Consider the following 21,883-nt stretch of genomic DNA (forward strand, 5'->3'; position numbering starts at 1 on the left):
GATGGATGCGATCGACCGTGTGAGCGACAGCCGGCAGGGCACGCGCGAGAAACTCAGTGTGGTCATCCCCGCATACCGATCCGAGCAGTGGGTCGTGCGGGCAATCCGCTCGGTGCTCGCCGAGGGAGCCGCCCCCGAGAATGTCATTGTGGTCGAAGACGGCGTCTTCGACGGTACCGCAGAAGTGGTACGGGCCGAGGGTGTCCGGTTGTTGTCGACGCCGCAGAACCGCGGGGCGCCGCGCGCACGCAACCTCGGCCTGGCCGAGGTGCGTACCGATTACGTGATGTTCCTGGACGCCGACGACTACGTCGAGGACGGGTTGCTGGACGGACTGGTCCGTGCACTCGACAACGAGGGCGCTGACGTGGCCATCGGCCCGTGGGTGTTCGACGGCGAGGGACGCGACCGTGGCATGCTCCGGCGTCCACCCCACCTGGACAATGGCGACCGCATCTTCCATTGGCTCATCCACGCGTTTTTCCCGCCCTGCTGCATCGCATGGCGGGCAGAGGCCGTGCGCGCCATCGGCGGCTGGGACGAGCGGCTGAGGAAAGACCAGGACGGCGAGTTGATGATCCGGGCCCTGACCGGCGGTCTCAAGGTAGCGGTGTGCGAGCAGGGCAACGGCGTGTACTGGCAGCACGACTCGCCGCATCGCGTCACCCGCGCGCACATCCAGGACGTCATGTACGCAGCCGACATCGTGTTCGACCGGATCGAACGCTGGGTCGCCACGCAAACCGACCCGGCGGCGATCAGCCGCTACCGGCACGCGCTCGGGCGGGTCTGCTGCAAGACCGCCTGGGTGGCCTTCGCACATGGCGAGAATGCGCTGGGCGCGCGCTGGAGCGCCAAGGCGCGTGCCTTCGGCTTCGACGGCAAGGGGTACAACGCGCGCAGCTCGCTGCTCGCAGCCTTCCTCGGCATGCGGATCTCCTCGCGCCTGAAGGCGCGCACCAGTACGATGTACCGGCGCGTGGCGCAACGCTGAGCCGCCCTAAGTCACCGGCTCGACCCGCCTCACGACCCGTGCGGGGTTGCCAGCGACCACCGCCCTGGGCGGTACGTTCCGGGTCACCACGCTGCCGGCGGCGACTACGCTGCCGCGTCCGATCCGCACGCCCGGGAGCACGATGGCATTCGCGCCGATCCAGACCGCGTCCTCGATCACTACCGGCTGGCCTTCGTCTACCGTGTCCACACGTCGGTCGACGTCGTCGAAACAGAGTTCGTGGCCGTTGCAATCTATGATCTGGCAGTTCGCTGCGATGAGGCACCTGCGTCCGATGCTCACGGAGCGGTAGGCATGGATGCAGCTACCGTGGATCCGGGTCTGCTCGCCGATATGAATGCGTGCACCCGGTCGGTCGGCCATCAGCTTGACCGGGCTGTGCATGTTGAGGTGATAGCCGGCATTCGACGAGTTGAGCACCGCGCTACGACCGACGTGGATGCTCGCGCCGCGCGCGATGGCGATGTGCGGTTTGCCCTTGATCAGCACGTGGTCTCCCAGGTGCAGGCCCCGGATCCGGGACAGGCGCAACGTGTAGTACGAACGGTACGCGTGCTTGGCCAGCGCCCTGGCCGTCCTGTGCAGGGACCCCGTGCTGCTGGTGAATCGGTCGGCTGGCGAATGCGGGCGGTCGTCGGGCGGTGGGTTCATCGTTCACCTCCTTGAGTCGTCACGCACGCCTGTGGGCGCACGTCATTCCGTTCGCCCTCAGGCGGGCCGGAGGAGCCGCGTGAAGGGCGATCACATTCCTAACTGGGTATCGAACGCAGGGTGAAGCCGCGGTAAAGGCCCGGCACCGCTGCGGTGGCCGTGAAATGCGCGGTTGTGCCGATCCTGCTCGGCGCCAGCGGAGGCCCGGTCACGTCGTGCGCAAGGCCCGCTATACGGACGTTTCACGGTCGTACAGCCAACGTTTGCGGTCTCGACAATACCGCTCGAGCCCGCTTGTGCTGCGCCCCCGATTCCCCATGACAGAACCCCGCGTACGCGGTGCTCATCGCATGTTCGACATGCATCACATCCACCGCGACTTGCGCCGCCACAGCGTGCGCGGGGCCGTCGCCACCCTGATCAGCCAGGTTGGGCTCTTCTGCATCCAGCTCGCCGGCATGGCGGTGCTGGCGCGCCTGTTGATGCCTGCCGACTTCGGCGTATTCGGCAAGACCATCGCATTGACCGGGTTCATTACGGTGCTGCGATCGGGCGGACTTTCCCTGGCGACGGTACAGCGGGCCGAGATCACCCACGCACAGGTAAGCACGCTGTTCTGGCTGAACATCGCGGTAGGGCTCGCGGCTGCAGGCACATTGGCTGCGTTGAGTCCCGCAATGGCTTGGTTCTACAAGGATCCGCGCGTCCTCTGGCTGGTGGTCGCGCTGGCAGGCTCGATCATCATCGACAGTCTGAGCATCCAGCACGCCGCATTGATGCAGCGACAGATGCGCTTCGGCGCCATAGGCTCGATTGCCGTCGCCGCGCGCATCGTGGGCTTCCTGATCGCGATCTACAGCGCATGGCTGGGTGCCGGGTACTGGGCGCTTATCATCCAGCAGTACGGCAACAGCGTGGCGATGCTCGTGCTCACCGTATGGAGTTGTCGCTGGCTGCCGGACCTGCCGCGACGCGGCAGTGGGGTGCGGCCGATGGTGGCGATCGGGGCGCACCAGAGCCTTTCCAACGTCCTCAATTTCGCCAACCGCAACGCGGACAACATCCTGATCGGCCGTTTCGTGTCCGACGTGGCGCTCGGCTTCTACAGTCAGGCCTACCGCCTGCTGCTGATGCCCGTGCAGCAGATCAACGCTCCGATATCGTCCGTGGTGGTCCCGGCGCTGAGCCGCCTGCAGGACCAGCCCGAGCGTTTCGCGCGCTTCTACTACCGTGCGCTGGGCGGCATGACCTTCCTCGGCATGCCCGTGATCTGCTTTCTGCTTGCCGATGCCCACGCGGTCATCCTCGTGATGCTCGGCCATCGCTGGCTGCCGGTGGTGCCGCTGTTCCAAACGCTCGGGGTGGCCGCCTTCATGGGGACCTTCAACGTCGCTCCGGGCTGGGTCTACAGCGCTCTCGGCCAGACCGCACGCCGGCTGCGCCAGCAGCTGTTCTCCTGCCCGGTCACCGTGGGGGCGTTCTTCGCGGGCCTGCCTTGGGGGGCGATGGGAGTTGCCGCTTCCTTCAGCATCACCCGGGTGCTGCTCGTGTGGCCTGCACTGGCATACAGCTATCGCGGTTCGCCCATCACCACGGGTGGAACCTTCGCGACGCTTGCGCGCCCGGCGATTGCCTCGATCACCGCCGGCCTGCTGCTCTGGGGGCTGCATCAGGCTGTTGCCTGGCCCGGCCACCTGCTGCTGATTCTCGTCGATGCCTTGTTCTACGGGCTGGCGTATCTGGGCATCTGGATGCTACTGCCTGGCGGGCGGGCCCATCTGCGCGAGATGAAGATTCTTCTGGACGACCTCAAGCCCAAACGGAACCAAGGTGCCCGCAATGAACCTACCGTCGAGATGGATACCCGAAAGCCTGCGTCGGAGCGGACGGAACGTCCGCCAGTTCTGCAGGCACAAGAGCGCGCGGATCTGCCGGCGTCCGGTACTCGTCGGCGGTAACCAGAAATCCGGTACCACGGTCATTGCGGCGTTGCTGGCCAAGGCCGCTGGCCTGCGCTTCAGCAACGACCCGTTCTGGCACATCGCGCATTTCGATGAGCAGGCTACGATCGTCGATGATCTGCTCGCCGGGCGCCGGAGCATCGACGAGGTCGTGCGCCGCTACCCTGCATACTTCTCGGCGCAGATCATCAAGGATCCGAACTTCTCCTTCATCTATCCGGAACTCGAGCACAGGTTCCCGGACTCGCCGCGTCTGTTCATCGTGCGCGACCCACGCCAGAACATCCGCAGTATCCTCAATCGTCTTCGCATCGACGGGCGGCTCGAGGCGCTCGGGCCGCAGCAGGAACGCGCGTTGGACCATGCAAGGGGATGGCAGGCCATTCTTGCCGGCGATGGGCTCGGCATCAGCCACGGCAGCCACATCGCGCGGCTCGCCCAGCGGTGGAATCTGGCGATCGAGCGCTACTGGGAGCGACGTTCCTCGATCCGGCTGGTGCGCTACGAGGACTTTCTCGCCGACAAGAGCGGTTGCATAGCGGATCTCGCCGAGGATCTTGGTCTGCAGGTGGTCCGTGACATCCACGACGAGCAGGACCGGCAGTTCCAGCCGCGCGGCAACCGCTCGGTCACGCCGGAGCAGTTCTTCGGCAGGCACAACCTGGCCCTGATCGAATCGATCTGCGCCGAGGGCATGGCGCGGTTCGGCTATGAACCCAGCCTGGCGCATGCCTGACGCGCAGGAAAATACGTTTCGTCGACGTTAAGCCGAGGACGATGCTCAAGCTGTGCCGTGCGCGTCGGCCGATGCCTGTCGCCCCCGACGCGCGGCGAGCATCTCCTTCGCGGGCAAGTTAGGACGACTGCCATGATCATCTCGCACAAGCACCGGTTCATCTTCCTCAAGACCAACAAGACGGCCGGAACGTCGATCGAGATCGCGCTTTCCAAGTTCTGCGGTCCCGAAGACGTCATCACGCCGATATCTCCAGCGGACGAAGAGATCCGTCGCGGGCTGGGTTATCCGGGTCCGCAGAACTACATGGCGCCCTGGCGCGACTACGGCTTGCGCGACCTGGCCCTGCTGGTTCTGAAGGGGCATCGAAAGATGCGCTACTTCAACCACATCAGCGGGCGCGAGGTGCGCGAGCTCGTCGGTGCAAAGGTGTGGAACAGCTATTACAAGTTCTGCTTCGAGCGCAATCCGTACGACCGGGTCATCTCGCATTACTACTGGTGCAACCGCACCGAACCGCGCCCGCCGCTGTCGAGTTTCATTCATTCGCCCAAGGCCCTGGCGCTCAAGCGCCGCGGCTACGGCGTCTACACCATCGACGGCGAGGTGGCTGTCGACCGCATATGCCGCTACGAGGCGATCGCGGAGGAGCTGGAGGAGGTAAGGAAGGTCATTGGCCTGCCCGAGCCGCTCGAGCTGCCTCGGGCGAAGTCCAAGACGCGTGCCGACAACCGCAGCTACCGGGAGGTGCTGGGGGAGGAGGAGCGGAGCTGGATCGCGCGTACGTTCGGCGAGGAGATGCGACTGATGGGCTACCGCTTCCTCTTGCCGATCTGGTGCTGCGTGAGCGTGAGCCTGCCCTGGTTGCAGGACATGCTCTCGGATTTGCTCACAGATGCCTGAATCTCTTCCGCGCGCGCCGACGCTAAATCGACGATCGCGCTGGAAAGATCCGTGTATGCCCCAGGCGAGGAAGCCGCAAAATGGATGTAAAGCCGCCCCATAGGCGTGGATCGGAGAGGTCAGCCGTCCGGCACGTGCTGGTGGTCGGTTGCGCCCGCTCAGGGACCACGTTGCTGCAGTCGGCGCTGGCAGCCCACCCGTCCGTGTTTTCTTCGCCGGAGACGCACTTTTTCATCGACACGGTGGGTCAGCGTGGTGAGCGTCTGTTCGCGCTGCCACCGTCAACCCCGGGCGAGACTATCCGACGTCTGCTCCACCGCGCCCGCGTCAGGCTGGGCATTGCCCATCCGAGGGCTTGCCGGCACAGGCTGGCAAGCTTCGTGACGGACGCGGGGCGCGCGGACCTGGTCAAGTACGTGCCGCGCTACCCGCTGTCGATCGACTCGGCGGCGCGCCGGTACGTGGAGCTTGGCGATCGGATCGCCCGGGAATACGGCAAGAGCGTCTGGCTGGAGAAGACACCCGGACATCTCCATTACTTGGAGACCATCGAACGCTACGTGCCCGATCTCAAGGTGGTGTGCATCGTACGCTCCGCCCAGGACACCATCGCTTCGATGTACGACGTAGCCAATCGCTATCCGGATCGCTGGCTCGCCCCTTACCGGACGGTCGAGGGTTGCGTGGCCCGCTGGCTCGCCTCCGCCCGCGCGGCCTACCGCCAAGCCGGTGTCCCGAACCGGATGTTCGTGGCCTACGAGAAGCTGGTCGCGGAGCCGGCGCCGGCTCTGGTCGCAGTATGCGAATTCGCCGGCATCAATTATCACCCGCAGATGCTCGCAGAACGCCGCGGGGTCTACCGGGCCATCGTCCGTGACCGCGAGCCGCACAAGCGCAACGTCCAGGAACAGATCCGCTCGCGTAACGGTACCAAGTTCCAGGAACTGTTCGACGAGCGGCAACGGGCTTCCATCCTGGCCGCGCTCGGTGATTGGCCCGAGCGCATGCAGGCCCTGTGCGAAGGCCGCCTGCAGGCCGAGACGCCCCTCCAACCATCGGCGGCACGCATGGCATCCGCGTGAGCATTCGTTCAGCAAGAGTCGATTGACGATGATCGCATCCCCCAGCGCAGCCTGCCGCACCCCCTCCCTCGCCGGAATCCATCCCGCGCTGCCGGCGGCCGCGGCGGTGGTCGATCCGCCACCCGTGTTCCTGCTCGGTTCGCACAAGAGTGGGAGCAGCCTGTTGCGCAGCCTGCTGGACGGTCATCCGCAACTGGCGGTGCTACCCAAGGAGACGCACCTGTTCCAGTTCACCAACCATTGGGTGGACTACCGGCGCAGGCGCAACCTGCCGCGCACGCTCGATCGCCAGCAGTTCCTGGACGGGCTGGTGCGGCATATCCGCGAGGACACGCGCGGCGACGATCCGTACGCGGACGCACCCGGCTTCAGCTACCGCATGGACGTGCTCGAACCACGGCTGCGCGCGCTGGATCCGAGCGACATGCCGGCGTTCTTCCTCGGCTACATGCGCGCCGCCTATGAGGCATCCGCAGGAGCGGCGCCATCGGCCGGGCAGGCACTGGTAGAGAAGTCGGTCGAGCACGCCGAGTTCGCCTACGTGCTTGCCAGCTACTACCCGGGGGCGCGCTTCATCCACATCGTTCGCAACCCCTATGCAACGCTGGTGGCGGTGCGTCGCATGCTGCAACGCAAGAGCCGACGGTTCCCTTACCTCTGGCCGATGGCGTGCTCCCTGCACAACTCCTATCACCATCTGTTCACCAACCGCCTGGCGGTGCCGAACTACCTGTGTGTCCGCTTCGAGGACCTCGTGGCCGATACAGCGACGACCATGCGCGCGGTCGCCGGCTTCCTGGGTATCGAGTACCACGATCAGCTGACCCGTCCAACCTCGGTGGGCCAGCACTGGAACGGCAACAGCACCAGCAACGAGTCCTTCGGCGGGGTTTCCCGCCGGCCGTTGCAGGCATGGCGCGAACAGATCACCGATTACGAGATCGCACTCGCCAACGCGGTCGCGGAACCCGTGTTCGAGGCCTTCGGTTACGAGCGCATGCATGCGCGCCACCCCTACCGCTGGATCCCCTGGGAGCGCCCGCGCGCGTATGTCGCCAATCGCATGGCGCTGTCGCTGGGAGCCTGAACGCAAGGCTGCCCACGGCCCGGGGCGCCGCCTTGCACTAACGCGCGCATAGCGATTTCTTTCACGATTCGTGACCTAGAGTCCGCCTGTTCGCGCCGTCGTTTCCTGGCGCGCCTTGACGAAAAGAGGATGGAAGCCCATGGCCGTAGCCGTCATGCCGGAAGAGAGCAACGCCCCCCGCACACCGGAGTCCGGGAGCAAACCACCCAGGGTCGAGGCCCTGGCCCAGGCCTCGCACCTGAAGCGCCTGGAAGCGGAGAGCATCCACATCCTGCGCGAGGTTGCCGCCGAATTCGCCAATCCGGTGATGCTCTACTCGGTCGGCAAGGATTCCTCGGTGCTGCTGCATCTCATGCAGAAGGCCTTCTACCCGGCACCGCCGCCAATCCCGCTGCTGCACGTGGACACCACCTGGAAGTTCCGCGAGATGATCGCCTTCCGCGACCGGCGAGCGAAGGAAACCGGCTGCCGGCTCCTGGTGCACATCAACCAGGAAGGCGTGGCGCAGGGCGTGGGACCGTTCACCCACGGTGCCACGGTGCACACCGACATCATGAAGACGCAGGCGCTCAAGCAGGCGCTCAACCAGCACAAGTTCGACGCGGCCATCGGCGGCGCGCGGCGCGACGAGGAGAAGTCGCGCGCCAAGGAGCGGGTGTTCTCCTTCCGCAACGCGCAGCAGCGCTGGGACCCGAAGAACCAGCGCCCGGAGCTGTGGAACCTCTACAACGCGCGCATCCACAAGGGCGAGAGCGTGCGCGTGTTCCCGCTGTCCAACTGGACCGAGCTGGACATCTGGCTCTACATCTACCGCGAGAAGATCGAGGTGCCGTCGCTGTACCTGGCCAAGGAGCGGCCGGTGGTCGAGCGGGAGGGGCAGTTGATCATGGTGGACGACGAGCGCATGCCGCTGGAACCCGGCGAGGTGCCGCAGATGCGCAAGGTGCGCTTCCGCACCCTCGGCTGCTATCCGCTCACCGCGGCGATCGAGTCCGAGGCCGACACGCTGCCGAAGGTGATCCAGGAAATGCTGGTGGCGCGCACCTCCGAACGGCAGGGCCGCATCATCGACCACGACACCAGCGCCTCGATGGAAAAGAAGAAGCAGGAGGGTTACTTCTGATGGACATGGAAGCGATGGACCAGGGCACGGCCGGCGCGGTCACCGCGATCGACGACTACCTGCAGCGGCACGAGAGCAAGAGCCTGCTGCGCTTCATTACCTGCGGCAGCGTGGACGACGGCAAGAGCACGCTGCTCGGCCGCCTGCTGTACGACACCAAGCTGCTGTTCGACGACCAGCTGGCCGCCCTCGAGGGCGAGAGCCTGCGCCATGGCACGCAGAACGGCGAGCTGGATTTCGCCCTGCTGGTGGACGGCCTGTCGGCCGAGCGCGAGCAGGGCATCACCATCGACGTCGCCTACCGCTTCTTCAGCACCGACCGGCGCAAGTTCATCGTGGCCGACTGCCCGGGCCACGAGCAGTACACGCGCAACATGGCCACCGGCGCCTCGACCGCGGACCTGGCCGTGGTGCTGGTCGACGCGCGCAAGGGCCTGCTCACGCAGACCCGCAGGCACACCTACATCTGCAGCCTGCTGGGTATCCGCCACGTGCTGCTGGCGGTGAACAAGATGGACCTGGTCGGCTACGCGCAGAGCACTTTCAAGCGCATCGAGAGCGACTACCGGCTGGTCGCCGCCCAGATGGGCATCGAGCAGGTCACTGCGATTCCGCTGTCCGCGTTGCGCGGCGAGAACGTCTCCAGCCGCTCGCAGGCGATGGGCTGGTACGGCGGGCCCAGCCTGCTCGAGCACCTGGAAACCGTGCAGGTGGAGCGTGCCACCAGCAAGCTCGGCTTCCGCATGCCGGTGCAGTGGGTGTGCCGTCCCAACCAGAACTTCCGCGGCTACGCGGGCCAGGTAGTGGCCGGCTCGATCGCCCCCGGCGACGAGGTGGTGGCGTTGCCGAGCGGCGTGCGCTCGCGCGTGGCGCGCATCGTCACCGCCGACGGCGACCTGCCGCGCGCCAGCGCCGGCGACGCGGTGGCGATCCAGCTCGAAGACGAACGCGACATCAGCCGTGGCGACGTGCTCGCCGCGACCGCGTCGCCGCCGCAGGTGGCCGACCAGTTCGCCGCCCACGTGCTGTGGATGGACCAGGCCGCGCTGCTGCCGGGCCGCCCGTACTGGATGAAGATCGGCGCGCGCCTGGTCACCGCCCAGGTCACCGAGATCAAGCACCGCGTCGACGTGAACACGCAGGAGAAGCGCCCGGCCAAGCGCCTGGAGCTCAACGAGGTCGGCTACTGCAACCTGGGCCTCGACCACGCGATCGCGTTCGAGTCGTACGAGGACTGCCGCGAACTGGGCGGCTTCATCCTGATCGACCGCCAGACCAACGCCACGGTGGCCGCCGGCACGCTCGCCTTCGCGCTGCGCCGCGCCGACAACATCCACTGGCAGCACACCGACGTCGACCGCGCGGCCCGCGCGCGCATCAAGGGCCAGGCGCCGGCCTGCCTGTGGTTCACCGGCCTGTCCGGCTCGGGCAAGTCGACCATCGCCAACGCGGTGGAGCGGCGTCTGCACGCGATGGGTTATCACACCTACATGCTGGACGGCGACAACGTGCGCCACGGCCTCAATCGCGACCTGGGCTTCACCGAGGAGGACCGTGTCGAGAACATCCGCCGCGTGGCGGAGGTCGCGCGGCTGATGGTCGATGCGGGCCTGATCGTGCTGGTGTCGTTCATCAGTCCGTTCCGCAGCGAGCGCAACATGGCGCGTACGTTGTTCGGCGAGGGCGAGTTCCGCGAGGTGTTCGTCGATACTCCACTGGAGGTTTGCGCACAGCGCGACCCCAAGGGTCTGTATGCCAAGGCGCGCGCCGGCCAGATCAAGAACTTCACCGGTATCGACTCGCCGTACGAAAGGCCCGAGCGGCCGGAGCTGCACCTGCAGACCCAGGGAGTCTCGGTTGACGAGTTGGCCCAGCGGGTGATCGATACCTTGCTGGCGAACTGAGTGCTTGCAGCGCCGCCGTCGCCCGCGAAGGGGGCGGCGGCGCTCCGTCATCAGAAAGCTGCAGTTCCGGTCCGGCGTGCGCCGCCTGGATTCACCCACCACCCGATCAGATGCACTGCCGCTCGCTTCGGGGGAACAGTTTCGCGGTGCCCGTTCCGCGCTGGCTCGCGCGGCCGAAGGCGTGCAGCTCGTAGAGTTCTTCCAGACGCCGGTTGCAACTGGCGATATCCATCGTGGCCACCACGTGCTCGCGCCCGCGTCGACCGAAACGTTCCGCCAGGTCGTCGTCCTGCAGCAATGCCACGAGCCCCTCGCGGATGGCTTCGACATCCTTTTCGGCATGTGCGAATCCGGTTTGCCCGTGCACGATGCCCTCCTGTGCCCCGCCGCGGGCGGAGGTGATGACTGGCACACCGCAGGCCTGGGCCTCCAGGATCACGATACCCAGCCCTTCGGCATCACCGTTGTCGGCCGTGATGCTGGGCAGACAGAACACGCGCGTGTCATCCAGGCAACGTCGCACCTGCTCGGCCGGGATCGCGCCGAGGAACGCCGCCCGCACTCCATGCTGCTGGGCGTAAGACTTCAATTCGGCCTCGAGCGGTCCGTCGCCCACGATCACCAGGCGGTACTCGGGAAAGTCGTCCTGGATCTGTTCGAATGCCTGCAGCAGGTAGCGGCATCCCTTCTTTTCCACCAGGCGTCCCACGTACAGGATGTCGCGGCGGGAGGCGATCGGCTTCGGGCCCGGAGTGAAGGCTGTGGTATCCACGCCGATGTGACTCACCGTGATCTTTTCCTCGGGCAGGCCGAAGGCCATGGCGGACTGGCGGATCGCTTCGGATACGGCGATGAAGTGGACGCGCCGGTCCTGCGCGAGCTTCAGCAGGCCGGCCGGGAATCCGCGCATCAGGCGACCCCCGTGGCCGGCCTCCCACCAGCTGCGATAGGTGTTGATGTCGTAGCCGTGCAGGGTCACCAGCGTGGGCAGGTTGAGCTGGCGCGCAAGCGGCCAGATCCGGTATGCGTCGGTGGCGAAGTGGATGTGCAGAAGATCCGCGCGCTCGCCCTTCAGTGCCCTGAGCTTGGGCCATGACCAGATCAGGTAGGGCGAGGCCAGATTGGCCAGATGCTGTGCCAGGCGGCGCCGGTAGCCGAGAAGCCGTACATCCAGCCCGTCCAGCGCCAGGCCCCGGCGGGCAAGCCCGTCGCCGACCAAAATGCCACGCCAGCTGGAGAGCATGCGCACCTGCTCGCGGATGAAGGTTTCCGAGTAGGGCAGCAGGCGTGACTTGTACACGAGCACGGTTGGCTGCCTGCCCCGACGGGTGTGTGGCTGGGTGTCCGTGGATGCCCCGCTGTGGTCTGCCGCGGAGCGCGTGCGCACCCGTTCGCGTTGCCGCTCACCTGGATCGTGCGTGATGGCCGGTGATGGGCGATGGCTTTGCAGGATCATGGGCGTTCCTGTGTCGTAGCAGTGGCGTGGGCCTTGGGTTCAGTCGAGCGTGCTGGCGACGCGCGGTGCGACAGCTGCCGCATCGTTCTCGCCTGGAGGGAGGCCCTCGCGGGGGGCGGGCTCGGGCCATCCGAACCTGGCGCCGAGAGTCTCGTCCCATTCCCTTGGTTCGAATACGTAGCGGCCTGCACCCGGGGTAAGGGTGAGTTCCCCTACGTAGACCCGCCCCTGATGGAGGTAGAAATCGACCCGCATGTAGCCCAGCGGTTCGGCCAGTCGCGTGGCCACGTGGAGCATTTCCTCGAGCGGCTTCGGCCGGGGTGCCGTGCTACCGCTGGTCTTCTGGTGCAGCAGCTTGAACGGGGCCGGGCTCCAGTCCTCCAGGTAGAGATCCTGGGTCAGGTACTCGAAACGGCCCTGCATGTGCTGGATGAACACGAAAGGTTTCTGGCCCGGGCCCGGGTTGAACACATTGAACTTGTAGTCGGCCGGCGGCTTCCCGTCGGTGAGCAGGGCCTGCTCGAAAAGGATGCGCGGGGGGATGGCGCGATAATGCTTCTCGCGCATGCGGATGGGAAACTCGGAGGTCAGCCAGAGGTTCGCCAGACGGGCGAGCTCCGCCGGGTCCTCCGCCTGTTTGTTGCGCACGATCCGCAGTTGCCCGCAGCTGTGGTTCGCCTTCATGACGAAGCATTCCGGCAGGGCATCGAACGTGCCTGGCACCACCTGGTCGCAGATCAGGTACGCCGGCACCAGGTATTGCGTGCCGACCGTGGCGGAAATGTAGCTGCGCACCTCCACCTTGTCGGCCAGCCGTGAAAACAGCGGCGAGGGATAGCGCATCCGGTGGAAGATCTTTTCCGAGAACCTGCGGGGTTGCGCGAAGTTGCAGAGTGTGCCGTGGGCAAGCAGGTACTTGTACTGGTAGAACACGCAGTCCGGCAGGGCCATGACCACGGGTGACATGCGATCGCGCAGTGCCTTCAGGATGGTCATGGCGACGCCTGCTGCGTGATGGAGCCGTCCTGGCTTCCGCTGTCGTTCGCAAGCCTGTCGGGTGCCGCTGGCGCGATCCTGCGGCACGCCAGAAGTGTGGCGGCAACCAGGAAAGCATTGAGCAACGCACCGCTCACGCAGAACGCGGCGACCGCGATCAGGTCGCTATGCAGCCAGGCGAAGGCCAGCCAGATGACCGCAGCGCGCAGCATCAGGCTGACGATCTCGTAGCCAAGGAAAAAGCGCTGCATGCCCAACGTCGCGATGGCTGCGACGCTGGGACGGTTGAGAAAGCCGAAGTACAGCCAGACCGCCAGCCAGCGCGCATATTCGCCGGCCATGCGCCACTGGTCACCGAACACCAGGTGGAACAGCCAGGGGCCGGCGGCGACCACCAGCCCGAAGGGCACGAGGCCGGCGGCCGCCAGGAAGACGGTGGCACGGGAAATGAGAGGCCCCAAGGGCTGGCGCTGATGGGCTGCCTCGGTGAAGCGGGGGTAGAACACGTCGCCCACCGATTTGCCGACCAGCCGGATCGGCATCGACATCACGGTTCGGCCCAGCGAGTAGAAGCCGGCGGCGGAGGGTCCGAAGAAGCCCGCCAACATCAGCACCGGCAGGCTCTGCGATGCGGCGTTGATGCAGACCTGTGGCGCGCGATAGAGCGGGAAGTCATGGTGCTCGCGCGCGAGTGCGGACATCGGCCGCTTCGGCCCCGGGCCGTCGTCCCCGGCGGCGAAGGTGCCACGCATGCCCAGGCCGAGCATGAAGGCATACAGCCCGTTGCCGAGCGTGGCGATGACGATCAACACCGCGGCTACCGGATGGAACCAGCCCACCCCGACCTTGGCGGCGTTCTGGATCAGCGATTGCAATACGGCCACGCGGGCGGTGGCCCGGAACTGCTTCTTGCGGATGCGCCATTGCTCCATCACCTGCATCCAGGCCGACAGCAGCACCGCCAGCGGCAGCAGCATCAGGTAGTCGCGGATGGTCGAGAGCCCGAGCAACCGGGCCAGCGGGTCGCCGGCAAGACCGAACGCCAGGGCGAGCAGCACCGAGACCCCGAACCCGATCAGCATGGACAGCTTGGCGATGGCCCTGGCATCGGCATCCGACCGCGGCAGCACCATGGCGATCGGATAGGTCAGCGAGGCCACCGGCGCCAGCACGCCGAGCACCGCCGTGAACGCGCCCAGTGCACCGAACGCCGCCGGGCCGTACTGGCGCGCGACGAGCGGCGCGAAGATCACCGTCACGACCTGGGCTGCCGCCGTGCCGGTGGTCACTGCCACGACGTTGCGCACGAACGGTCGACGCGCAAGCTCACGCAGCCGTCCGCGCAGACTGTCGTGCTTCGGGTAGACGATCGAATTCACTCGCTTGAGGTTCTCGCGGGGGGGAGCAGGGCCGGATTGTCGGGCGCCGGTGTGTGGAGGGTCCGTGCAGTGCCCATGGGCGGCGGCCTCCGTCCGGGACCGTCATTCCGGCGGAAGAGGCGTCACCCGATGGGTGGCGGGATCCCGGCACCCCAGCGGTCGAGCGACCGCTGGGGCGACGTGCGGCCCTGCCTACTTGGCGGCCGAGCCGCGCTTGGGACCGTGCACGTTCTTGCCGTAGGGGGAGAGCAGGCTGACCGACGATCGCAACCGGATCACGTTGCTAGGCAGCGCACCGGCCTTGTGCCCGATAGCGGGGCGCACGCCGTCCGCCTGGTAGGCCGCCTGCGCCTGCAGCTTCTGCCAGATGCGCCCCATCAGCGTCACGTAGATCACCGTGAGCGCGCCAAAGGCGAGCAGGTTGCTGCCGGGGGCCAGCGAATGGGTCAGCATGCCGGTCAGCGCCAGTCCGATCGCCAGCACCACCAGCGCGACCAGCGTGGTGCGCGGGCCCAGCCCGGCCTGCATCATCATGTGGTGGATGTGCCCGCGGTCGGGCTTGAACGGGCTCTTGCCCTCGCGGATGCGGCGCACCATCACCGCCAGCGTGTCCAGCACCGGCAGCGCCACGCACCAGAGCACGTCGATGGTGGACAGTTCCTGGGTCTTCGGGTCCTGGCTCAGGTGGATCAGTGTCCAGGCCAGGATGTAGCCGATCACCATGCTGCCGGCGTCGCCGAGGAAGATCTTGCGCCCGACCAGCCCCAGGTTCGCCGCCAGGTAGGGCACCAGCGCGCCCGCCAGCAGCACCAGCACCACCACGCCCGGCCACTGCGGCTGGCCCTGGTACATGATGATGGCGCCGATGCTGACCAGCGCCAGCGTGCCGGCCAGACCGTCGATGCCGTCCATCATGTTGAAAGCGTTGAGCAGGCCGATCACGGCGACCACCGTGAGCGGGATGCCGAACACGCCCAGCTCGAACTCCTGGCCGAACAGGTGGCCCAGGGTATGGATCTGCACCCCGGTCACCGCGACCATGGTCAACACCGCGGCGGTCTGCACCAGCAGGCGGGTGCGTACGCTGAGGTCGAAGCGGTCGTCCAGGGCGCCGACCAGGGCGAGTACCGCCGCCGTGGCGAGCAGGCTATTGGTGAACAGGTGCGCCTCGCCGTCGACGAGGGTGCCGGCAAGCACGCCGGCAAAGGCGGCCAGGCCGCCGATCAAGGGAACGTGACCGACGTGGTGCTTGCGCTCGTTCGGCCGGTCCACCAACCCCCAGGACTCGGCAAAGCGGTAGAGAATGGCGATCGCCAGGCCGGAAACGCAGGCGGCCGTCAGACAAGCGATTAGTATCCGGGAGTACTGCATAGTGGCTAGTCCCATCGTCCTGATCGGGCCATGCCGGCAGACGGTCGCGCTCGTCGTCCGGACACAGCACCACCTGCGTTCGCAGGCAAAACCGGATATCCCCGTTCCCTAGCCCCTGCAAGGAGCTTCCGGCTAGGGTAGGCAGCCGCCAGTGCAATTCTCGTCAACGGTAGACAGGCGCCAAAGCGCCTGCAAAGAAGGCGCCCGTGGGGCTGTCCGGCCCGCTTTCCGGTTCAGTGGAACATCAGGTTGATGACCACCAGCGTGGTCACCAGCATCGCCAGCGTCAGGGGGGCGCCGACGCGCAGGAAGTCCTTGCCGCGGTAGCCGCCGGGGCCGGCCACCATCATCAGCGCCGGGTGGCCGGAGCTGAGCAGGAAGGTGTTGGACGAGGACACCGCCACGATCAGCGCGTAGGCCGAGGGGTTGCCGCCAGTGGCCACCGCCACGCTGATCGCGATCGGCACCATCATCACGGTGGCGCCCACGTTGGACATCACCTGCGAGAACAGCAGGGTAAGCACCGCCAGCGAGACCTGCAGGATCCAGGGCGAGGCGTCGCCCAGGTGCAGCAGCACCTGCTGGGCCAGCCAGGCGGCCGTGCCGGTGGCATCCATCGACCAGCCCAGCGGGATCAGGCAGGCGGTCACGAAAATCGTCTTCCAGTTGACCGCCTTGTAGGCCTCGTCCATGTTCAGCACGCCGGTCAGCAGCATGCCGATCGCGCCGGTCATCATGGCCACCGACAGGTCCAGGTGGGTGAACAGGGCCAGGCACTTGGCCAGCAGGAAGAAGCCCACCGCCTGCCAGATCTTGCCGGGGCGCTGTTCCTCCTTGGGGATGTCGGTGACGACGACCAGGTCCTTGTCCTCGGCGGCGAGCGCGAGGTCGCGCCAGCTCGAGTGCAGCACCAGCGTATCGCCGGCGCGCAGGTTCACCCCGCGCACGTCGTCGCGGAACACCTGGTCGCCGCGGTTCACCGCCAGCACCGAGATGCCGTAGCGCTTGCGCAGGCGCAGCTCGCCGACGCTCTGCTTGAGGAAGCGCGAGGAGGGCGGCAGCACCGCCTCGGAGATGCCGGCGCGGGTGGGGTTGAACAGCTCGCCCAGCTGGCGCATGCGCGGCGAGACCTTGCACAGCTGGTTGTTGGCGAAGCGGTTGACCTCCTCGCGCGGCGCCAGCACGCCGAGCACCGAACCGACCCAGATCACGTAGTCCACCGGGGGCGCCATGCGCGCGTCGTTGCCGCTCTTGATCGCCAGGATCAGCGGCGCGCCGTGCAGTTGCTCGACCTCGCCGATGCTCATGCCGACCAGCGGGCTCTCGGCGGTGACCGTGAGTTCGGCGGTCTCGCCGCCGATGCCGTAGGTCTCGGCGAAGTAGCTCTCGGTGCGCCCGGGGGTGACCTTCAGCCGCTCGTCCTCGCGCTCGGGCAGCAGCCGGCGGGTGAACAGCCAGAAATAGGTGATGCCCAGCAGTGCCAGCACCAGGCCCACCGGCGTGACGCTGAACAGGCCGAACTTGGGGATGGTGTGCGCGCCCGGCGGCAGGTTGGCGTTCGCACTGGCGATCAGGTCGTTCAGCACGATCAGCGGCGAATTGGCGATCAGCGTGGTGTTGGTCGCCGTCAGGATGCAGAAGCCCATCGGCAGCAGCAGCCGCGAGATCGGCACGCCGGTGCGCGCGGACAGGCGGCTGGTCACCGGGATCATCAGCGCGGCCAGCGCCTGGCTCGGGATCACCGCGCTGAACAGGCTGGTGACCGAGTTGATCACCACGCCCAGGCGCGATTCCTTGCCGCGCGCCATGCGCATCACGAAGCTGGCGGTCAGCGAGAGCACGCCGGCGCGGTCCAGCCCGGCGCCCATGATCATGATCGCGATGATCGCGATCACCGCGTTGCCGGCGAAGCCGTTGAACACGCGGTCGGATGGAATCAGTCCGGTCAGGCCGATCACCACCACTACCAGCAGCGCCACCATGTCGGCGCGGATCCACTCCAGCACCAGCATCAGCATGGTGAAGCCCACCAGCCCGAGCACCAGGATCATTTCGGGGGTGAGCGTGAGGGCCACTAGCGAGCGTCCAGGAAGGGCTGGGGGTGGAAGCGGATGGGATTGTGCAGTGGATGCCTCACGTGGCCGGGTCCGTCCCTGTTTGTGCGCCAGTATAAGCGGCGCATTGCAGTGGCTGGTGAACCTCGGGCCTGCGTGGTTGAACCCGCGCCCCTGCGGGGAGAGGGCAGGGTGAGGGGCCGGGGCTGGCGGGAAAGCGGATCGGCCAGGGGCTTTGAGAATCGCGCCGACGAACACACCCGGGGCTGGCGCGAGCCCTCATTCCAACCCTCCGCCCCGTCCTCGATGACGGACGGGGAGAGGGGGCAGAGCTACGTCCTGCGATAGAGCAGATCCCACACGCCGTGTCCCAGCTTGAGGCCGCGCCGCTCGAAGTGCGTCTCGATGCGCCAGTCCGGCTTCTCGGCGTACTGCCCCGGCGCCACCGCGTTGCGCCACCCGGGCGCGGCTTCCATCACCTCCAGCATGTGCTCGGCGTAGGGCTGCCAGTCGGTGGCCAGGTGCAGCAGGCCGCCGGGCGCCATGCGCGAGGCGAGCAGGGCGACGAACGCCGGCTGCACGATGCGCCGCTTGTTGTGGCGCTTCTTGTGCCAGGGGTCGGGGAACCAGATGCGGGCCTCGGCCAGGGTGGCGGGGGCGATCTCGTGCTCGAGCACCTCGACCGCGTCGTGCCGGTAGACGCGCACGTTGCGCGCGTCGCGCGCGGCCAGTGCGTTCATCAGCCGGCCCACGCCGGGACCGTGCACCTCCACCCCGATGTAGTCGCGCGCCGGGTCGTGCTCGCTGGCCCAGGCCAGCGCCTCGCCGTTGCCGAAGCCGATTTCCAGCACGCGCGGCGCGCGGCGCCCGAAGCGCGTGTCGAAATCCTGCGTCGTCGCGCTGTAGTCGATGCCGAAGCGGGCCCAGTGCGCGTCGAAGGCGCGCTGCTGGGCGGGCGTCATGCGGCCCTCGCGCAGCACGAAGCTGCGGATGCGGCGAAGGTGTGGGGGAAGGTCCGGAGTGGGAGGCTGGTCGGTCACGTCGGCATGCGCCTGCAGGGGAGCGTGGCGCCGGCGCGATGTCGTGCGCTGGGCCGCGGGACCGCGCATTGTAGCGGCGGCGCCCGGCGGGCGCCGCCCGGTCGGTCAGTGCTGCGCGTCGAAGCGGCGCGGCGGTTCGCGATGGCCGCGCGACTGTGCGCCGCCCTGCGAGCCGTTGGCCGGCGCGGCCCGTGGGGCGGGAGCGGCCTGCGGCACCGGACGGAAGGCGTCCGCTTGCGGCACCCGCGGCGGCATCGCACGGGCACGCATCGCCGCATCCGGTTCCCTCAACTGCATCGGCGGCACGGGGCGGGCGCTTTCGCCACGCGGCATCGGCCGTTCCTGCATCGCCGCCTGCCGGCGTGCCGCCTCGATGCGGGCCGCCCGTTGCTGCGCGGCGAAATCGGGTGCCCGCAGGTCCCGCGGCGGCGCCACGTCCGGCCGGCGCCAGGCCGGCGCCGGCGCGCCGGCGCGCTCGATACGCGGCACCTGGGGCAGGCCCGGGGCCGCCCGGGCCGCCCGTTCGCGGTCGGCCTGGGCGCTGGAGACGAAGCTCACGCCCGGGCGTGGCCGGCCCGCGGGCTGCGCCGGCTCGGGCCGGCGCACGAAGCGCGCCGAAGGCAGTTCGCCCGGGCGCAGCGGTGCCGCGCGCAACTCCCGCGTCGCCGGACGCGCCGGCACGGCGCGCGGTCCGGCGCCCTCTGCACGCGGTGCCGGCGCGAAGTGTGCGACCGCCGGCAAGGTGTCGGGTCGCGGACGCAGCACCCGCACGCGCTGGTCGGCCGCTCCGCGCACCGGCCCCCGGGCCGGCCGGCCGGCATCGATCGCTTCGCGCGGCGCGTGGCGTGCCACCACCTCGCGGCGGAAGCCCTGCGCCGGGAGCGGGCGCGCCTGCGCCGGGCGCGGCGGCACGAAGCTGCGCGCGGTCGGCTTGGGCGTGGCGGCGCGGGTCAGCACGGCGGCGCCGCGCAGCTCGCGCGGGTCGATCCGCAGGCGGTGCGGCTGCACGCGGTCGGCGTCGGCGAAGGCGCGCGCCGGGACGGCGGTGAAGCCGCGCGGCGTGCCGTGGCCGAGCGCGCGCACCGGCGGCGCGATGCCGCGGCGCCAGCCGTCGTAGCGGCGGTCGATGCGGTTGACGATCACGGTGCGGTTGCGCACGTAGATGTTGGTCACGTTGACCTGGGTGTAGTAGCGGCGGCTGCTGCGGTACCACGGGTCGTAGATCTCGCCCGGGCCCAGCGGGAACCAACCCACCGGCGCGCTGCCCACCGAAACGCTCCAGTGGCTGCCGCCGACGAAGGCGACCAGCGCCGGGGCGTACACCGGGCGCCAGCCGATCGGGCCGGGCACCCAGCACCAGCCGTCGCGGCGCCAGGCCCAGCGCCCGTAGTGGTAGGGCGCGAAGCCCCAGGGCGCGTCGTCCACCCAGGTCCAGCCCCACGGGGCCACCCAGGCCCAGTGGCCGTCGCGGTAGGGCGCCCAGTCGGCATCGACGTCGGCCGGATACCAGACGGTGCCGTAGTCCGGGTCGCTGCGCCATTGCCCGTAGCGGTCGAGGTCCTGGTAGCCGATCACGTCCTCGGAGACGTAGCGGCGCGACACCGAGCCGGCGTAGCGGCGATCGCGCTCCTGGCACCAGGCGTCGAAGTCGTCGCCGCCGCCGACATCCTCCAGCACCACGTCGTCCAGCGAGGCGTCGGCGAAGCGGTAGCTGCGCCCGGCGATCACCGGACGCTGCGCGCCGTTCTCGCCGTACACCGTGGCGCTGCCGTCGAAGGCGGTGACGCGGGTGCCCCGGCCGTCGCGGTCGACGTCCACGCGGAACGTGCCCGGGTGGTCGACCACCAGTGCGACGGTCGGCGTGTCGATCTCGTAGCTCTCGCCGTCGTCGAGCCGGCGCACGGTGAGATTGAGCGTGCCCTGGGTGAGTTCGAGCTGGGCGATCGAGTCGTCCAGCGCGAGGAAGCCCACGTCGGTGCCGCCGTCCAGGCGCAGGGCGGCGCCGTCGAGCTCGAGCTCGGCACGGGAGCCGTCGCTGCTGGACAGCCGGTCGCCGCGGGTGAGCGGGCGGTTGATGCTGGCCTCGCCCCAGTCCTGCGCGCCGGAGGGCAGCAGGCCGACGTCGCCCTGCAGCCAGGAGAGCCGGGCCACGCGGTCGGGCGGATCGCCGCCCCCGTCGTCGCTCTGCGCCTGCACCGCGCCGACGGCACACAACAGCAGGGCCGCGGCGCACAGACGCCAGGCCCAACGGAACATCGGACGAGCTCGCATGATTTTTCCTCCGCCGTCTCCCTTCCTGGAACGGCCCACGCCACCGGGCGCTGACCGATTATGGAGCGGCCGTCCGGCGCGCACCGTCCTGCGCCATCTGCGGTTCAGCCGGCCGCCATGTGCGGTTCATCTGCCGTGCGGGCTGCAAACGTTTTCCAGCGAGGCGGATGCCTGGGCGCTTGTCGCGCGGGGCGCTCCCCGTTCCACAACGGTCGCTCCCGGGTTACCATCCGCGGCGAACGCGGGTGTAGCTCAATGGTAGAGCTGTAGCTTCCCAAGCTACTGACGAGGGTTCGATTCCCTTCACCCGCTCCAGTCTTTCGCTCCAACCCGGCAGCCCGATCCCCATCGGGCCATCCTCCCTCCCGGACTGCGGCGTGTGCGGATGAGTGCAGGCGTGATCACCCTCGGATGGCGGGAGCGGCTGGCCTTGCCGCAGCTGGGCATCGGCCAGCTCAAGGCCAAGCTGGATACCGGCGCGCGTTCCAGCGCGCTGCACGTGGACACGCTGGAGACCTTCCGTCGCGGCGACGCCCTGTGGCTGCGCTTCTCGGTCTCGCCCGGGCGCCGTCACCCCCATGCCGTGCTGTGCGAGGCGCCGGCGCTGGACCGGCGCGTGGTCGTCGACACCGGCGGGCACGGCACCGAGCGCTGGTTCGTGCGCAGCGAGGTGGTGCTGGCCGGCGAGCGCTTCGAGATCGACATCAGCCTCACCGATCGGCGGCATATGCTGTTCCCCATGCTGCTCGGGCGCAGTGCATTGCACGGGCGTTTCGCCGTGGATCCCGCCCTTTCCTACACCCAGCCGCGCCCCCGGTCCGCGTTCGCGCGACCGGGCCTGTCCTGATCCGCAC

At 68.1% G+C, this 21,883-nt stretch carries 17 protein-coding genes and 1 tRNA gene; 10 read left to right on the forward strand and 8 right to left on the reverse strand.

Going from position 1 to position 21,883, the window contains the following annotated elements; all coding sequences use genetic code 11:
• Nucleotide 1: 1 nt before the first annotated feature.
• Nucleotides 2-994, forward strand: coding sequence for a glycosyltransferase family 2 protein (locus tag WAT24_RS03155; RefSeq protein WP_336806384.1), 993 nt, complete (start codon nucleotides 2-4; stop codon nucleotides 992-994).
• A 6-nt stretch (nucleotides 995-1,000) separates the two neighbouring features.
• Here the strand turns inward: WAT24_RS03155 and WAT24_RS03160 are convergent, their stop codons facing one another.
• On the reverse strand, nucleotides 1,001-1,666 hold the full coding sequence (locus WAT24_RS03160) for an acyltransferase (RefSeq protein WP_336806385.1): 666 nt from the start codon (nucleotides 1,664-1,666) through the stop codon (nucleotides 1,001-1,003).
• Nucleotides 1,667-2,016: 350 nt separating this feature from the next.
• Between WAT24_RS03160 and WAT24_RS03165 the strand changes: the two genes are divergently transcribed.
• The 7 genes from WAT24_RS03165 (at nucleotide 2,017) to cysN (ending at nucleotide 10,462) form a co-directional block, all read left to right on the forward strand.
• Complete coding sequence (locus WAT24_RS03165) at nucleotides 2,017-3,624, forward strand: lipopolysaccharide biosynthesis protein (protein WP_336806386.1); 1,608 nt, start codon at nucleotides 2,017-2,019, stop codon at nucleotides 3,622-3,624.
• Between the two features lie 31 nt (nucleotides 3,625-3,655).
• On the forward strand, nucleotides 3,656-4,363 hold the full coding sequence (locus WAT24_RS03170; RefSeq protein ID WP_336806387.1) for a hypothetical protein: 708 nt from the start codon (nucleotides 3,656-3,658) through the stop codon (nucleotides 4,361-4,363).
• A 132-nt stretch (nucleotides 4,364-4,495) separates the two neighbouring features.
• Nucleotides 4,496-5,266 (forward strand): sulfotransferase family 2 domain-containing protein, encoded by a 771-nt coding sequence (locus tag WAT24_RS03175; protein ID WP_336806388.1) that lies wholly within the window; start codon nucleotides 4,496-4,498, stop codon nucleotides 5,264-5,266.
• Between the two features lie 134 nt (nucleotides 5,267-5,400).
• Nucleotides 5,401-6,348: a sulfotransferase family protein gene (locus WAT24_RS03180; protein ID WP_336806389.1), complete on the forward strand. Its 948-nt coding sequence runs from the start codon at nucleotides 5,401-5,403 to the stop codon at nucleotides 6,346-6,348.
• Nucleotides 6,349-6,376: 28 nt separating this feature from the next.
• A complete protein-coding gene (locus WAT24_RS03185) occupies nucleotides 6,377-7,435 on the forward strand; it encodes a sulfotransferase family protein (protein ID WP_336806390.1) in 1,059 nt (352 codons plus the stop codon).
• Between the two features lie 139 nt (nucleotides 7,436-7,574).
• A complete protein-coding gene (gene cysD, locus WAT24_RS03190) occupies nucleotides 7,575-8,558 on the forward strand; it encodes a sulfate adenylyltransferase subunit CysD (RefSeq protein ID WP_336806391.1) in 984 nt (327 codons plus the stop codon).
• Entirely contained in the window at nucleotides 8,558-10,462 is a 1,905-nt protein-coding gene (gene cysN / locus WAT24_RS03195; RefSeq protein ID WP_336806392.1) for a sulfate adenylyltransferase subunit CysN, read from the forward strand. Before cysD ends, cysN begins: the two co-directional genes overlap by 1 nt.
• A 106-nt stretch (nucleotides 10,463-10,568) precedes the next feature.
• Here the strand turns inward: cysN and WAT24_RS03200 are convergent, their stop codons facing one another.
• The 7 genes from WAT24_RS03200 to WAT24_RS03230 form a co-directional block, all read right to left on the reverse strand.
• Nucleotides 10,569-11,918 (reverse strand): glycosyltransferase, encoded by a 1,350-nt coding sequence (locus tag WAT24_RS03200; protein ID WP_336806393.1) that lies wholly within the window; start codon nucleotides 11,916-11,918, stop codon nucleotides 10,569-10,571.
• A gap of 39 nt (nucleotides 11,919-11,957) precedes the next feature.
• Nucleotides 11,958-12,914, reverse strand: coding sequence for an ATP-grasp fold amidoligase family protein (locus WAT24_RS03205; protein ID WP_336806394.1), 957 nt, complete (start codon nucleotides 12,912-12,914; stop codon nucleotides 11,958-11,960).
• Nucleotides 12,911-14,293, reverse strand: coding sequence for a lipopolysaccharide biosynthesis protein (locus WAT24_RS03210; protein ID WP_336806395.1), 1,383 nt, complete (start codon nucleotides 14,291-14,293; stop codon nucleotides 12,911-12,913). Before WAT24_RS03210 ends, WAT24_RS03205 begins: the two co-directional genes overlap by 4 nt.
• A 192-nt stretch (nucleotides 14,294-14,485) precedes the next feature.
• A complete protein-coding gene (locus WAT24_RS03215) occupies nucleotides 14,486-15,679 on the reverse strand; it encodes an undecaprenyl/decaprenyl-phosphate alpha-N-acetylglucosaminyl 1-phosphate transferase (protein WP_336806396.1) in 1,194 nt (397 codons plus the stop codon).
• Nucleotides 15,680-15,897: 218 nt separating this feature from the next.
• Nucleotides 15,898-17,715, reverse strand: coding sequence for an SLC13 family permease (locus WAT24_RS03220; protein WP_336806862.1), 1,818 nt, complete (start codon nucleotides 17,713-17,715; stop codon nucleotides 15,898-15,900).
• 335 nt (nucleotides 17,716-18,050) lie between these two features.
• Nucleotides 18,051-18,680: a tRNA (guanosine(46)-N7)-methyltransferase TrmB gene (gene trmB / locus WAT24_RS03225; RefSeq protein ID WP_336806863.1), complete on the reverse strand. Its 630-nt coding sequence runs from the start codon at nucleotides 18,678-18,680 to the stop codon at nucleotides 18,051-18,053.
• A gap of 183 nt (nucleotides 18,681-18,863) precedes the next feature.
• Complete coding sequence (locus WAT24_RS03230) at nucleotides 18,864-21,029, reverse strand: DUF6600 domain-containing protein (protein ID WP_336806397.1); 2,166 nt, start codon at nucleotides 21,027-21,029, stop codon at nucleotides 18,864-18,866.
• Nucleotides 21,030-21,270: 241 nt separating this feature from the next.
• Here WAT24_RS03230 and WAT24_RS03235 point away from each other — a divergent pair.
• Nucleotides 21,271-21,344 (forward strand) — tRNA-Gly (locus WAT24_RS03235).
• A 70-nt stretch (nucleotides 21,345-21,414) separates the two neighbouring features.
• Nucleotides 21,415-21,876: an ATP-dependent zinc protease family protein gene (locus tag WAT24_RS03240; protein WP_336806398.1), complete on the forward strand. Its 462-nt coding sequence runs from the start codon at nucleotides 21,415-21,417 to the stop codon at nucleotides 21,874-21,876.
• The last annotated feature ends 7 nt before the right edge of the window (nucleotides 21,877-21,883 follow it).

The sequence above is a fragment of the Fulvimonas yonginensis genome (assembly GCF_037137055.1).
Lineage (GTDB): Bacteria > Pseudomonadota > Gammaproteobacteria > Xanthomonadales > Rhodanobacteraceae > Frateuria_A > Frateuria_A yonginensis.